Origin of the sequence: Massilia putida (genome assembly GCF_001941825.1) — a bacterium.
Classification (GTDB): Bacteria; Pseudomonadota; Gammaproteobacteria; order Burkholderiales; family Burkholderiaceae_D; genus Telluria; species Telluria putida.
This window is the reverse complement of sequence record NZ_CP019038.1, coordinates 5,946,816-5,961,029: the sequence shown is the minus strand read 5'-3', so window position 1 is coordinate 5,961,029 and position 14,214 is coordinate 5,946,816. Positions and strand designations below refer to the sequence as shown.

Annotated in this window: 13 protein-coding genes; 10 read left to right on the top strand and 3 right to left on the bottom strand. The window is 65.9% G+C overall.

Annotated features, from left to right (window positions below; all coding sequences use genetic code 11):
- Nucleotides 1-74: 74 nt before the first annotated feature.
- Nucleotides 75-761: a UPF0149 family protein gene (locus BVG12_RS28740; protein ID WP_075795385.1), complete on the top strand. Its 687-nt coding sequence runs from the start codon at nucleotides 75-77 to the stop codon at nucleotides 759-761.
- Between the two features lie 90 nt (nucleotides 762-851).
- Here BVG12_RS28740 and BVG12_RS28735 read toward each other — a convergent pair whose 3' ends face one another.
- Nucleotides 852-2,036, bottom strand: a complete 1,185-nt coding sequence (locus tag BVG12_RS28735; protein WP_229503746.1) for an HPP family protein — start codon at nucleotides 2,034-2,036, stop codon at nucleotides 852-854.
- Nucleotides 2,037-2,215: 179 nt separating this feature from the next.
- On the opposite strand from BVG12_RS28735, the gene BVG12_RS28730 reads away from it, so the two are divergent.
- The 3 genes from BVG12_RS28730 to BVG12_RS28720 all read left to right on the top strand — a co-directional run bounded on the left by BVG12_RS28730 (nucleotide 2,216) and on the right by BVG12_RS28720 (nucleotide 5,371).
- Nucleotides 2,216-2,560 carry a MarR family winged helix-turn-helix transcriptional regulator gene (locus BVG12_RS28730; protein ID WP_083685848.1) on the top strand — a complete coding sequence of 115 codons (345 nt, stop codon included), beginning with the start codon at nucleotides 2,216-2,218 and terminating at the stop codon, nucleotides 2,558-2,560.
- Between the two features lie 4 nt (nucleotides 2,561-2,564).
- Nucleotides 2,565-4,325 (top strand): chloride channel protein, encoded by a 1,761-nt coding sequence (locus BVG12_RS28725; protein WP_075795383.1) that lies wholly within the window; start codon nucleotides 2,565-2,567, stop codon nucleotides 4,323-4,325.
- Between the two features lie 104 nt (nucleotides 4,326-4,429).
- Nucleotides 4,430-5,371 carry an MBL fold metallo-hydrolase gene (locus BVG12_RS28720; protein WP_075796623.1) on the top strand — a complete coding sequence of 314 codons (942 nt, stop codon included), beginning with the start codon at nucleotides 4,430-4,432 and terminating at the stop codon, nucleotides 5,369-5,371.
- Nucleotides 5,372-5,557: 186 nt separating this feature from the next.
- Here BVG12_RS28720 and BVG12_RS28715 read toward each other — a convergent pair whose 3' ends face one another.
- A complete protein-coding gene (locus tag BVG12_RS28715) occupies nucleotides 5,558-8,065 on the bottom strand; it encodes a PAS domain-containing protein (protein ID WP_075795382.1) in 2,508 nt (835 codons plus the stop codon).
- Nucleotides 8,066-8,139: 74 nt separating this feature from the next.
- Nucleotides 8,140-8,718: an oligoribonuclease gene (gene orn, locus BVG12_RS28710; protein WP_075795381.1), complete on the bottom strand. Its 579-nt coding sequence runs from the start codon at nucleotides 8,716-8,718 to the stop codon at nucleotides 8,140-8,142.
- 204 nt (nucleotides 8,719-8,922) lie between these two features.
- Between orn and BVG12_RS28705 the strand changes: the two genes are divergently transcribed.
- The 6 genes from BVG12_RS28705 to BVG12_RS28680 all read left to right on the top strand — a co-directional run bounded on the left by BVG12_RS28705 (nucleotide 8,923) and on the right by BVG12_RS28680 (nucleotide 14,204).
- Nucleotides 8,923-10,188 carry a M48 family metallopeptidase gene (locus BVG12_RS28705; protein ID WP_075795380.1) on the top strand — a complete coding sequence of 422 codons (1,266 nt, stop codon included), beginning with the start codon at nucleotides 8,923-8,925 and terminating at the stop codon, nucleotides 10,186-10,188.
- Nucleotides 10,185-10,517: a 4a-hydroxytetrahydrobiopterin dehydratase gene (locus BVG12_RS28700; RefSeq protein WP_075795379.1), complete on the top strand. Its 333-nt coding sequence runs from the start codon at nucleotides 10,185-10,187 to the stop codon at nucleotides 10,515-10,517. Before BVG12_RS28705 ends, BVG12_RS28700 begins: the two co-directional genes overlap by 4 nt.
- Nucleotides 10,514-11,422, top strand: a complete 909-nt coding sequence (gene rsgA, locus BVG12_RS28695; protein ID WP_075795378.1) for a ribosome small subunit-dependent GTPase A — start codon at nucleotides 10,514-10,516, stop codon at nucleotides 11,420-11,422. Before BVG12_RS28700 ends, rsgA begins: the two co-directional genes overlap by 4 nt.
- Before the next feature lie 90 nt (nucleotides 11,423-11,512).
- Nucleotides 11,513-12,445, top strand: a complete 933-nt coding sequence (argF, locus tag BVG12_RS28690) for an ornithine carbamoyltransferase (RefSeq protein WP_075795377.1) — start codon at nucleotides 11,513-11,515, stop codon at nucleotides 12,443-12,445.
- Nucleotides 12,446-12,534: 89 nt separating this feature from the next.
- Entirely contained in the window at nucleotides 12,535-13,767 is a 1,233-nt protein-coding gene (locus tag BVG12_RS28685) for an argininosuccinate synthase (RefSeq protein WP_075795376.1), read from the top strand.
- A 122-nt stretch (nucleotides 13,768-13,889) separates the two neighbouring features.
- Nucleotides 13,890-14,204, top strand: coding sequence for a YkgJ family cysteine cluster protein (locus tag BVG12_RS28680; protein WP_075796622.1), 315 nt, complete (start codon nucleotides 13,890-13,892; stop codon nucleotides 14,202-14,204).
- Nucleotides 14,205-14,214: the final 10 nt, after the last annotated feature.

The window sequence follows — 14,214 nt, the reverse complement described above, 5'->3', positions numbered from 1 at the left end:
GGGACGCGCATTTTTTCGCCGGCCGGGGGGCGAGAGGCGTTACACTGGCGCCTTCAACGCAAGGATACGCAACAATGCAACTCGACCAGCCCCTCTCCGAAAAAGAATTCGACGACCTCGACAACTTCCTCCTGTCCGATCGCTGCTCCGACGACGCGATGACGATGGACACGCTGCACGGCTACCTGACCGCCATCGCGATCGGCCCGGAAACCATCATGCCGGCCGAGTGGCTGCCGCATGTGTGGGGCGAGGCGGGTGCCGTGCCCAAGTGGAAGAATCCGAAGGAGGAAGAGCGCATCGTCAACCTGATCATGCGCTTCATGAACGAGGTGCTCGTCACCTTCGAAGTTGCGCCCAAGGAATTCGAGCCGCTGTACGTCGAGCACGAGATCGACGGCGAGACCCTGATCGACGCGGAAGCGTGGTGCTGGGGTTTCTGGGAAGGCATGGAACTGCGTCCAGGCTCGTGGAACGAGATCTGGGAGTCGGAAGCGGCGCCGCTGATGCGCCCGATCTACCTGCTGGGCGCGGACGAGATCGAGGAAAGCGAACTGGCGGAAGTCGAGAATCCGAAGCTGGCGCACAAGCTCGCGCTGGAGATCGAAGCCAACCTGCCGGGCATCCACCGCTTCTGGCTGCCACGCCGCAAGGCCGCCGTCGAGACGGTGCGCCGCGACGAACCCAAGGTCGGTCGCAATGACGACTGCCCTTGCGGCAGTGGGAAAAAGTACAAGAAGTGCTGCGGGGCCAATGACTAAAACCGGGGTCAGACCCCAGTTTTAGTTAATAGCTCAGCGGAAAAGTCGGTAAGGCTATTGCACAAAATCGGGGTCTGACCCCGGTTGACATTACGCGGCTTCGGCCAACCGGCTTTCGAACAACGCCGCCAGCAAATCGGACTGGCTGACGACACCCAGGAACACGGCACGCTCGTCCACCACGGGAATGTGGTGGAATCCGACATTGCTCATCAGGGGCACGAGCGTCGCGATCGGTTCGTTCGCCTCGACCACGGCGACCTTCGTCGACATCAACTCCCCCACCGTCGCCGCCCGATCCGGCCGCACGCCCAGCACGTGGGCGAACAGGCCGCGCAGGCGTTCGCCCACGGTCTGGTAATCGTCCAGGCCAGCATGGTGCAGGAAATCACCCTGCCCGATGATGCCGGCCACGCGGTGCGACGCGTCCAGCACGGGCAGCGCGTGCAGGTTGTGGTGGCGCAGCAGGCGCCAGGCCTCAGCCAGCGGCATGTCCGGGGTGGCCGTCACGACGTCCTTCGACATGATCGCGCCGCAATTCACGGTGCCGAAGCGGCGCGCGTAGGCGCGTTGTTCCGTCTGCAGCAGGATCTCTTCCAGGTCGTCGCGGCTGACGTCCAGCACCTGGCCGTAGCGGGCCAGCACGGCGTCCAGGTCCTCGGCCGTGAAGCCCAGGCGCGCCATCGGCGGCTGGTCGCCCGTCGCGTGCGCTTCCTTCTGCGCCGTGCGCAGGATCGATTTCTGGTTGTGCGGATAGCGCCGGCCCGTCAGGTTGTTGAAGACGAGCGCGGCCAGCACGATCAGGGTCGAATTCAGGCACACGGGCAGAAACGCGAACTTGAAGCCGACCGCATGGATGGCCGGGCCGCCGAGGACGGCCGTCAGCGCCACCGCGCCGCTGGGCGGGTGCAGGCAGCGCAACACGAACATCACGAAGATCGCGCAGGCGCCGGCCAGCGGTGCCGCCAGCGCCGGATTGTCGACGGCCTTCGCGCAGATGATGCCGACCAGCGCGGAAATCGTATTCCCCCCGATCACCGACCACGGCTGGGCCAGCGGGCTGGCCGGCACGCAGAACAACAGCACGGCCGATGCGCCCATCGGCGCCACCAGGGTCAACGGCACGATGCCGGAGCCCTTCGTGAGCATGTCGCTGAGGATCGCCGTCACGAACAGCCCGACGAGGGCCCCTGCCACCGCGCGCATGCGTTCCCCGCGCGGCACCGTATTGGGTTGCGGGACGAACGAGCGCAACCAGTCCAGACTTTTTTCCAACTTCTTTCCTGTCGATTGTGAAAAAACGGGCAACGGCTGGCGCCGCCAAAAAATATCACGTTATGATATATTATTTGGTTCCCAAAGCCAACGCCCTCGAGTCATATCAGCCTGTGAAAGACGACACCCCTCCGCTGTCCAAGACGGATTTCGCCGCATTGTCGGAATTCCGCTACCAGATGCGGCGCTACGAGCGCTTCTCCGAAAACGCCGTGCAGGCGGAAGGCATCACGCCGCTGCAATACCTGCTCCTCCTGCACATCAAGGGGTTTTCCGGACGCGAATGGGCCACCGTGGGCGAGCTGGCCGAACGGCTGCAGGCCAAGCAGCACGGCGTCGTCGCGCTCGTCACGCGCTGCGAAGCCGGCGAGCTCGTGGCGCGCCGCACGAACGCCGAGGACCGCCGCCGTGTCGAGGTGCACCTGTTGCCGAAAGGCGAAGCACTGTTGACGCGCCTCGCCGCCGTCCACCGCGCCGAGCTGCGCGCCTTGCAAGGCGTCTTTACCGTTCCCAATCTTGTATAACAACATGAAACCTGCCCCCCATCCTTCCACGCCGCGGCGCGATTTTTCGGGCGACGTCCGCCTGCTGCGCATCGTTGCCCTCGCGGCGCTCATCGGCGGACTCAGCACGGTCGCCGCGCGCGTCCTGCTGACCATGATCCGCTTCTTCACGGACTTGTTCTTCTACGGAAAATTCTCGTTCTCTGAACTGTCGCCGGCCGACAACACGCTGGGCGCCTGGGTCATCGTCATCCCCGTGATCGGCGGCCTCATCATCGGCCTGATCGCCCGCTACGGCACCGAGGCGATCCGCGGCCACGGCATTCCCGAGGCGATCGAGGCGATCCTGTTCAAGCGCAGCGCCATGTCCCCGAAGGTCGCCGTGCTGAAACCGCTCTCGTCCGGCATCGCGATCGGCAGCGGCGGCCCGTTCGGCGCCGAGGGCCCGATCATCATGACGGGCGGCGCCATCGGCTCGCTGATCGCCCAGCACTTCCACCTGACGGGCGGGGAACGCAAATCGCTGCTCGTGGCGGGTGCCGTGTCCGGCATGACGGCCGTGTTCGGCACGCCGGTGGCCGCCGTGCTGATGGCCGTCGAACTGCTGCTGTTCGAACTGCGTCCGCGCAGCCTGCTGCCGGTGGCGACGGCGTGCGCCGTGGCCGGCTTCCTGCGTCCGCTCGCGATCGGCGCCGGCGCCCTGTTCCCGCTGCAGACCGCGCCCGTGAGCCCGATCGCCCTCGGCTCCTGCCTGGTGGCCGGCATCGCGTGCGGCGCGCTGGCGTGGCTGATGTCGACGGCGCTGTACCGCGTCGAGGACGCCTTCCACCGCCTGCCCTTCCACTGGATGTGGTGGCCGGCGCTGGGCGGCCTCGCCGTCGGCATCGGCGGCTATTTCCAGCCGCGCGCTTTAGGCGTCGGCTACGACGTCATCGGCGATCTGCTGCACAACCATATGGTCGCAAGCGCCATCGTCGCCCTGCTGGCCGTGAAACTCGTCATCTGGCTGATCGCGCTCGGCTCCGGCACGTCCGGTGGCGTGCTGGCCCCGTTGCTGATGCTCGGCGCGGGCCTCGGCGCCGTGCTGGGCCCGTACCTGCCCGGTGCCGATCCCGCGCTGTGGCCGCTCGTGTTCATGGCGGCGACGCTGGGCGGCATGATGCGCGCACCCGTGATGGCCGTCGTGTTCGCGTTCGAACTCACGCACGACGCCAACTCCCTGCTGCCGCTGCTGGCCGCGTCCGCCGGCGCCTACGGCTTCACGGTGCTGACGATGGGCCGTTCGATCCTGACGGAAAAGATCGCCCGCCGCGGCCACCACATCTACCGCGAGTACGGCATCGACCCACTCGAACGCCACAGCGTGGCCGAGGTGATGAGCACGAACGTGGTGCACATCGATGCCGACGCCACCATCGGCGACGTGCTGGCCACGCATTTCGGCCCGGACCAGAAGCACCGCGGCTTCCCCGTCACGCGTGGCGGCCTCATCGTCGGCATGGTCGAGCGCGGCACATTGAACGGCCACGCACCGGCGACCCGCGTCGGCGCGCTGTTCGGCGCCAATCCGCCGCTCGTCGCGCTGCCGGGCGAAACCTGCCGCGCCGTCGCGACGCGCCTCGCCGTGCATGGCATCGAACGGCTGCCGGTCGTGGCGCAGTCGGGCAACGCGCAACTGCTGGGCGTGGTCAGCCGCAGCGACCTGATCAAGGCGACAGCCACCCTGCACGACGAGGAACACGAGCGGCGCACCTTGCGCACGCTGCCTTTAGTGCGCCGCAATTGAGGTAAATTGAGGAAAGGCCAGCAGGCCCAGCGAGATACTGAACAATTATGTACGATAAGCAACCCGCGCCCGCGCGTTGTGTCATTCTTTTCGAGGACAAGAACATGATCAAGCACACCCTGCTCGCCGCCGCCCTCGCCGCCGCGGCCTTTACCGCCCAGGCCGCCGCGCCGATGGTCAAGACGCCCGCCCCCGGCTTTTACCGCGTGATGGTCGGCGACATCGAAATCACGCCGATCAGCGACGGCACCTTCGACCTGCCGATGGACCAGTACATGCACCAGAAGCCGGAACTGACGCGCGCCGCCATTGCGAAGAATTTCCTCAAGCTGCCTGTGGAAACCTCCGACAACGCTTTCCTGATCAACACCGGCAGCAAGCTGGTGCTGGTCGACACGGGCGCCGGTGTCCTGATGGGCCCGACCGTCGGCAAGTTCGTCAGCAACCTCAAGGCGGCCGGTTACCAGCCGGAGCAGATCGACGAGATCTACATCACCCATATGCATGGCGACCACGTCGGCGGCCTCGTCAACAACGGCAAGCGCGTGTTCCCGAACGCGATCGTGCGCGCTGGCAAGGCCGACGCCGACTTCTGGCTGAGCCAGGCGAACATGGACAAGGCGCCGGCCGACAAGAAAGATTTCTTCAAGGGCGCGATGGCCTCGATCAACCCCTACGTCGAGGCCGGCAAGTTCAAGCCCATCGACGCGGACGGCGAACTGGTCCCGGGCGTTTCCGCCATCGCCGAGCACGGCCACACGCCGGGCCACACGGTGTACGCGGTGGAAAGCCATGGCCAGAAGCTCGTGCTGATCGGCGACCTGATCCACCTGGCGGCCGTCCAGTTCGACAATCCGCAGGTGACGATCGCCTTCGACAACGACGAGAAGGCGGCCTACGCGGCGCGCAAGAAAGTGTTCGACGACGCGGCCAAGAACGGCTGGATGATCGGCGGCGCGCACCTGCAGTTCCCGGGGCTGGGCCATCTGGCCAATCAGGGCAAGGGGTATCGCTGGGTTCCGGTGAACTACACGCAGATGCGTTGAACAAGCACCGTCGTTCCCGTTCCCGCGAAAGCGGGAACAGCCAACCGGTTTGTTCCCCATGCTGAAGTCCCGAAGTCGGTCCGTTTAAGACGCTACAGTCTCTTTGACGGTCCGGATTCTGTAGCTCGGTACGGAAGAATAGTGCCGGGGCACTATTCCCGCTTTCGCGGGATGACGGGACATTTGTCAGTCCCGCTGCGCCTCGATCCCCGCCAGCAACCCCGCCAGCTCGTCCATGTCGACGGGCTTCACGAGGTGGTGATCGAACCCCGCCTCGAACGCCGCGCGGCGGTCCTGTTCCTGACCGTAGCCCGTGACGGCCACCAGCACGATCGCCCCCGTCTGCGCATCCGCGCGCAGACGGCGCGCGAGTTCGTTGCCGTCCATGTCCGGCAGGCCGATGTCCAGCAGCGCCACATCCGGCCGCTGGTGGCGCGCGCGCTCGAGCGCCCGGTGCGAATCGTGTTCGACGTCGACCAGGTAGCCGCACGCTTCCAGCAGCATGCCCAGCGTGGCCGCGGCGTCGACGTTGTCGTCCACCACGAGCACGCGCAGCGGACGCCGTCCGCCGGCCACCACGCCGCCCGTGCCGGCGTAGTCCCCGGATGACGACTGCCGCGGCGCCGGTTCCATCAGCGGCAGCGCCACCTCGAACGTACTGCCCTGCCCCAGGCCCGGACTCGTGCACGCGACCGTGCCGCCGTGCAGCTCGACGAGATTCTTGACGAGCGCGAGCCCGAGCCCCAGGCCACCCTGCGCGCGGTCGACCGAGCGCTGCGCCTGCGTGAACAGGTCGAACACCTGGCCCGTCAGTTCCGGCTCCATGCCGATGCCCTCGTCGCGCACCGTCAGATGCAGGCGGCCGCGCGCCGTAGCGACGGCCGCCGCGTCGACCGTGGCCGCGACGTCGATGCGGCGGTCTTCCGGCGTGTACTTGGCCGCGTTGTTGAGCAGGTTCGCGAGCACCTGCACGAGGCGCGCCTTGTCGCCGAGGACCAATGCGTCCGGATCGGCGATGTGGACGGCGAGGTGCTGGCGGCGCGCCTCGAACATGGGGCGGACCTGCTCGATCGCCTCGTCGACGATGGTGCGCGCCGCCACGGGCGCGCGCGCGAGCTTCACCAGCCCGCGCGTGACGCGCGAGACGTCGAGCAGGTCGTCCACGAGACTCGTCATGTGCCGCACCTGACGGCCGATGATGGCGCTGCTCTGGCGCACCCGCGCCTCGTCCAGGCGGCCGATGCGCAGGAGGTCGGCGGCGGCGCTGATCGGCGCCAGCGGGTTGCGCAATTCGTGTGCCAGCATCGCGAGGAATTCGTCCTTGCGGCGGTCGGCCGCGCGCAGCTTGTCCTCGGCCGCCCTGCGCTCCGTGATGTCGCGGAAGAACGAGACGAGACCGCCGTCGGCCGTGGGATAGGCGCGCACCTCGCACCAGATCTCGACGCCGTCCGGCAACCGCTGGCGGTACTCCGCCGTACCGGCCACGCGGTCGCGCATCACGCGGCGGTACATGCGCCCGGCCTCGCTGTCGATCGCTTCCGGCCAGATGTCCCAATGGTTGCGCCCGATGATGTCGTCGGGATCCAGGTGCGCGATGCGCTGGCCGGCCGGATTCATCTGCAGCACGGTCCAGTCGCGGTCGAGCAGCATGAAACCTTCCGCGATGGTGTCGATGATCGTGCGGCTGCGGTCGCGCTCCTCGCGCAGCGTCGCCTGCACGCGCGCCAGGTCGACGGCCGCGCGGATGCGCTCGGCCGTGCCGCGCGCCAGCGCTTCTTCCGCCCCGGTCCAGGGATGCGGCCGGTCGAGGCCCAGCACGAGGAAGGCGTGCAGGTGCCCGCCTTTGCGCAGCGGGACGGCCAGGCAGGCGTGGATGCCCAGCGCCAGATACGTGCCCTGGCGGGCGGCCGAGCGCGGGTCGGCGCGCACGTCGGCCAAGGCGAGGATCGCGCCGGCGCGGCCCGCGCGCCCCAGTTCGGGACCGAAGGCCTCGATGGAAAACGTGTGGCCGGCCACGCTGGCGACGCCGGGCCGGCTCCAGTCGCGCGCCACGGACAAGGTGCCCAGGCCCTCGTCGACCTCGCCGTACAGCACGCGCGCCATGCCGAGTTCGAGTCCCAGCAACGTGCAGCCCTTGCGGATCGCGTCGTCGCCGGAGGCGGGCGGGCGCAGCGCGTCCGCCAGCGTCAGTTCGAACGCGGCGCGGCGCTCGGCCTGCACGCGGTTCGTCGTTTCGATGACGGTGCAATACACGCCGGCGACGCGGCCGTGGCCGTCATGCAGCGGGGAATACGAAAACGTGAACCAGGTGGGCTCGCGAAAACCGCGGCGCTCCATCGTGAACGGCAGGTCTTCGAAATACGCGGATTTGTTCGACAGCGCGCGGTCGACGATCGGCACGAGCTCGGGCCAGATCTCGGCCCACACTTGCTGGAACGGCGCGCCGAACGCGGCCGGATGCTTGTCGCCGAGGATGGCGATGTAGGCGTCGTTGTACAGGAAGCGCAGGTCCGGTCCCCAGGCGATGAACATCGGGAACGCGGAACTGAAGGCCATCGACACGGCGGTGGCCAGTTCGGGCGGCCAGCCGTCCGGCGGACCGAGCGGCGACGTGGTCCAGTCGTGCTCCCGCAAGAGACGCCGGACTTCGCTCTCTCCGCCGAGCCCGGCGGTGGTACGCAGAATGTCAGCCATGGCCCGATTCTCGCATACCTTCGCGGCAACCCCATGCACGATTGCAACTTCGTGTCCGGGTCCGGCAGGCCGCTTTACAGTTTAATGAAATGCTCGCGGTAGTAGCGCAGCTCTTCGATGGATTCGATGATGTCGGCCAGCGCCGTGTGCTTCTGCGCCTTCTTGAAGCCGGATGCCAGTTCCGGCTTCCAGCGGCGGCACAGCTCCTTCAGCGTCGACACGTCCAGGTTGCGGTAGTGGAAGAAGGCTTCCAGCTTGGGCATGCCGCGCGCCATGAAGCGGCGGTCCTGGCAGATCGAGTTGCCGCACATCGGCGATTTATTGGCCGGCACCCACTGTTTCAGGAAGGCGATCAGTTGCTCCTCGGCCTGGGCTTCGTCGATGGTCGACGCCTTGACGCGGTCGATCAGGCCCGAGCGGCCGTGCGTGCCCTTGTTCCAGGCATCCATCTTGTCCAAGGTCGCGTCGCTCTGGTGCACGGCGATCACGGGACCTTCGGCCAGCACGTTCAGGTTGGCGTCCGTGACGACCGCGGCCACTTCGATGATGCGGTCGTTGTCCGGATCGAGGCCGGTCATTTCCATGTCGATCCAGACCAGGTTGAATTCGTTCGGGCGTGGGGCGGATGCTTCGGTGGGGTTGGCTTGTGACATAATTCTCTCTTTGCTGTAAAAGCTTAATCAGCGGGATCGGAGCACGACCGTAAGGTTCGTGCTCCGATCCCGAATTTGATCTGCCGGGCTCAAAGCACGACCGTAAAACCGTGCTCCGACCCCGAATTTGATCTGCGGGGTCAGAGCACAACCATGAAAACCGTGCTCTGACCCCGAAATATAGGATTTTCTCACAGGCACCGCATGCTTTCATCCGCGTTTTCGGTTTTGTTCGTCGTCTTTCTCCTGCTGACCCTCGGCCTGCGTTACTGGCTGGCCAGCCGGCACATCCGCCACGTCCAGCGGCACCGCGCCCAGGTGCCGGCCGAATTCGCCGAAAAGATTCCCCTGTCCGCGCACCAGAAGGCGGCCGACTACACGGTCGCGAAGACCCGTTTCGGCCTGTGGGCCGCGCTGTGGAACACGCTCGTCCTGACCGGCTTCACGCTGCTGGGCGGATTGCAGGCGTTGTCGACGGCACTGCTGCACGTGACCGGCCCCGGTATGGTGCACCAGATCCTGCTGATCGTCGCGTTCGCCGTGGTCTCCGGTGCGCTCGACCTGCCGTTCTCGTACTACCGCCAGTTCGTGCTGGAGGAGCGCTTCGGCTTCAACAAGATGACGCTCAAGCTGTGGATCGCCGACGCCGTCAAGGGCGCTCTCGTGGGCGCCGTCATCGGCCTGCCGCTGCTGTGGGTCGTGCTGACGCTCATGGATAAAACGGGCGCCCTGTGGTGGCTGTATGCCTGGCTCGTGTGGAGCGGATTCCAGCTGTTGATGATGGTGTTGTACCCGACCGTCATCGCCCCGCTGTTCAACAAGTTCACCCCGCTCACGGACGAGAAGCTGAAGGACCGCATCGAAGGCCTGATGACGCGCGTCGGCTTCGCGGCCAAGGGCCTGTTCGTGATGGACGGCAGCAAGCGCTCCGCCCACGGCAACGCGTATTTCTCGGGCTTCGGTGCGAATAAACGCATCGTCTTCTTCGACACCCTGCTGTCGCGCCTGGCCCCGGCCGAGATCGAAGCCGTGCTGGCGCACGAACTGGGCCACTTCAAGCTGAAGCACATCATCAAGCGCATCGCCGTGCTGTTCGCGCTGTCGCTCGCCTTCCTCGCCCTGCTGGGCTGGCTCAAGACGCAGGTGTGGTTCTACACGGGCCTCGGCGTGCTGCCGCTGCTGGGCCAGTCGAACGATGCGATGGCCCTGCTGCTGTTCTCGCTGGTGCTGCCGGTGTTCACGTTCCCGTTCTCGCCGCTCACGTCGATCACGTCGCGCAAGCACGAGTTCGAAGCGGACGCCTTCGCCGCGAGCCACAGCGACGCGCGCGACCTCGTCTCCGCCCTCGTCAAGATGTACGAAGACAATGCGTCGACCCTGACGCCGGACCCGATCCACTCCGCGTTCTACGATTCGCACCCGCCGGCCTCGGTGCGCATCCGCCAACTGCGTCTGGCGGGGGCGGCATGAGCCTGATCGACCGCCACTGCGTGCACGACGCGCCCGCGCTGGACGATGCCGCGATCCAGTCGCTGCTGACCGAGGTGCCGGACTGGCGCGTGAACGGCACGCGCATCGAACGCGCATTCGTGTTCCGCGATTTTCACGAGACGATGGAATTCGTGAACGCCCTCGCCTTCATGATCCACCGCGAAGACCACCACCCTGACCTCGCCGTCGGCTACCGGCGCTGCACCGCGTCGTGGACGACCCACTCGGCCGGCAACCGCCTGTCCGCCAACGATTTCATTTGCGCAGCCAAGGCGGACGCGCTGTACGCGGGACGGGCCGGCGCATGAGCAAACAAAATAAGAACAATGAGTTGACGGGCACCATCGTGGCCGCCCACGGCCGTCATTACCTGGCCGACGTCGACGGCGAATTCCTCCAGTGCGTCACGCGCGGCAAGAAGACCAACGTCGCGGTGGGCGACATCGTCCACCTGAAGCGCACGTCGAACGACCAGGCCGTGATCGAAAAGATCGCCGAGCGCACGACCCTGCTGTACCGCTCCGACCAGTACAAGAGCAAGCTCCTGGCCTCGAACATCACGCGGCTGTTCATCGTCATCGCGACGGAGCCCAGCTTCGCCGACGACCTCGTGTCGCGCGCCCTCGTCGCCTGCGAGGCGGCGGGCGTGGACGCCCACCTCATCCTGAACAAGGTCGACCTCGAGCCCAACCTCACCCGTGCGCGCGAACGCGCGAGCCTGTACACGAACCTGGGGTATCCGCTGCACGAGGTGTCGGCGAAGACGCATCCCGAGGAAACCGTCGCGACCTTGACGCCGCTGCTGCGCGACCAATCGTCGATCCTGATCGGCCAGTCGGGCATGGGCAAATCGTCGCTCGTGAACCTGCTGGTGCCGGACGCCGACATCGCCGTGCGCGAAATCTCGGAAGCGCTGGATACGGGCAAGCACACGACGACTTTTACGCGCCTGTACAAGCTGCCGGGCGGCGGAACGCTGATCGACTCGCCGGGCTTCCAGGAATTCGGGCTGTACCACCTGACCGAAGGCATGCTGGAACGCGCCTTCGTCGAGTTCAAGCCCTACCTCGGCGGTTGCAAATACTACAACTGCCGCCACCTGGCCGAACCGCAGTGCGCCGTGCTGCAAGCCGTCGCGGACGGCAAGATCGCGAAGCTGCGCCACGAGCTGTACGCCCAGCTGCTGCACGAGTCGGCGCAGACGTTGTACTGACAACTTTTCCGGCGTCGGTGCGTCCGAATTTCCCGGAAGATAAACAAAAACGCTTATAATCCAAGAGATTATCGTATCTCAGACACAAAAATGGCTGGCACGACTCCCACCAACATCAAGCACTTCCTGCAGTTCTCCGACTTCACCCGCGACGAGTTCGAGTACCTGATCGAGCGCGCGACCGTCATCAAGCGCAAGTTCAAGAACTACGAGATCTACCATCCGCTCGTCGACCGCACGCTCGTCATGGTGTTCGAAAAGAATTCCACGCGCACGCGCCTGTCGTTCGAGGCGGGCATGCACCAGCTGGGCGGCGCCGCGATCTACCTGAACACGCGCGACAGCCAGCTGGGCCGCGGCGAGCCCGTCGAGGACGCCGGCCAGGTCATGTCGCGCATGTGCGACATCATCATGGTGCGCACGTTCGGCCAGGACATCATCGAGCGCTTCGCCGCGCACTCGCGCGTGCCGGTGATCAACGGCCTGACCAATGAACACCACCCGTGCCAGGTGCTGGCCGACATCTTCACGTACTACGAGCACCGCGGCTCCATCGTCGGCAAGACGGTGGCCTGGATCGGCGACGCCAACAACATGCTGTATTCCTGGCTGCAGGCGGCGGAAGTGTTCGGCTTCCACCTGAACGTGTCGACACCGAAGGGCTACGACATCGACCCGGCCCTGGTCACGACGAAGAACTACACCTTCTTCGAGAACCCGTCGGACGCGTGCGCCGGCGCGCATCTCGTGAACACGGACGTGTGGACGAGCATGGGCTACGAAAAGGAAAACGCCGAGCGCCTGAAAGCGTTCGACGGCTTCATCGTCGACGAGGCGAAGATGGCGCGCGCCAGCGGCGACGCCCTGTTCATGCACTGCCTGCCCGCGCACCGCGGCGAGGAAGTGTCGGCGGGCGTCATCGACGGTCCGCAATCCGTCGTCTGGGATGAGGCCGAGAACCGCCTGCACGTGCAAAAGGCGCTGATCGAATACCTGCTGCTCGGACGCATCGAAGGCAAATAAATCCTCACCAACCATTGAGCTTGATCGTCGGCCCGGGCCGGGCCGGCTGACCATCATCCCCCTCCACATCTGACACCACTGGAACTTCCATGAGCGACATTAAAAAAGTAGTCCTCGCCTACTCGGGCGGCCTCGATACCTCCGTCATCCTGAAATGGCTGCAGGATAACTACAAGTGCGAAATCGTCACCTTCACCGCCGACCTGGGCCAGGGTGAAGAGCTGGAGCCGGCACGCGCCAAGGCGCTGAAGTTCGGCATCAAGCCGGACAACATCTACATCGACGACGTGCGCGAAGAATTCGTGCGCGACTTCGTGTTCCCGATGTTCCGCGCCAACACCGTCTACGAAGGCGAATACCTGCTGGGCACGTCGATCGCGCGTCCGCTGATCGCCAAGCGCCTCATCGAGATCGCGAACGAAACCGGCGCCGACGCCGTGTCGCACGGCGCGACCGGCAAGGGCAACGACCAGGTCCGCTTCGAGCTGGGCGCCTACGCGCTGAAGCCGGACGTCAAGATCATCGCCCCGTGGCGCGAGTGGGACCTGCTGTCGCGTGAAAAGCTGCTGAAGTACGCGGAAGACGCCGGCATCGAGATCGACATGAAGCACAAGAACGGCGGCGCGCCGTACTCGATGGACGCGAACCTGCTGCACATCTCGTTCGAAGGCCGCCACCTGGAAAACCCGAGCGCGGAAGCCGAGGAATCGATGTGGCGCTGGACCGTGTCGCCGGAAGCGGCACCTGACCAGCCGGAATACCTGGACATCGAGTTCCAGCACGGCGACATCGTCGGCCTCAACGGCAAGCAGCTGACCCCGGCCGCGGTGCTGACCGAGCTGAACCGCCTGGGCGGCAAGCACGGCATCGGCCGCCTGGACCTGGTGGAAAACCGCTACGTCGGCATGAAGTCGCGCGGCTGCTATGAAACGCCGGGCGGCACAATCATGCTGAAGGCGCACCGCGCCATCGAATCGATCACCCTGGACCGCGAAGTGGCGCACCTGAAGGACGACCTGATGCCGCGCTACGCGTCGCTGATCTATAACGGCTACTGGTGGGCGCCGGAACGCGTCGCGCTGCAGACGCTGATCGACCACACGCAGAAGAGCGTCAACGGCTGGGTGCGCGTCAAGTTGTACAAGGGCAACGTCATCGTCGTCGCGCGCGATTCGAAGACGGATTCGCTGTTCGACCAGACCATTGCCACGTTCGACGAAGACGGCGGCGCGTACAACCAGGCGGATGCGGGCGGCTTCATCAAGCTGAACGCGCTGCGCATGCGTATCGCGGCGAACGCGCGCAAGAAGCGCGGGCAGTAACATCCGGCCCGGACGGCCATACAAGGAGCCGCCGGTCCGCGAGGACTGGCGGTTTTTTCATGATGGCCATCTTTTCAGCGGGACGCCGCCGCGCTACCATCGCGTTTCGTTTGCCGGACACCATGAGCGACTACAGCGAGAATCCCTGCCTGTCGTGCGGCGCCTGCTGCATGACTTACCGCGTCTCCTTCTACTGGGCCGACGGCGATGCGCGCGGCCTGCCGCCTGCCCTCACGGAGCGGGTGAACGCGCACCTGGCTTGCATGGCGGGCACGAATGCGAATATGCCCCGCTGCGCCGCCCTGCAAGGCGAGCCCGGCGGCCGATATGCGTGCCGCGTCTACGAACAGCGGCCCGAACCTTGCCGCGAAGTGCAGATCGGCGACGACAAGTGCCGGCATGCGCGCGCACGCCACGGCTTGGCCGCGTTATCCTGAATAAGCCGGC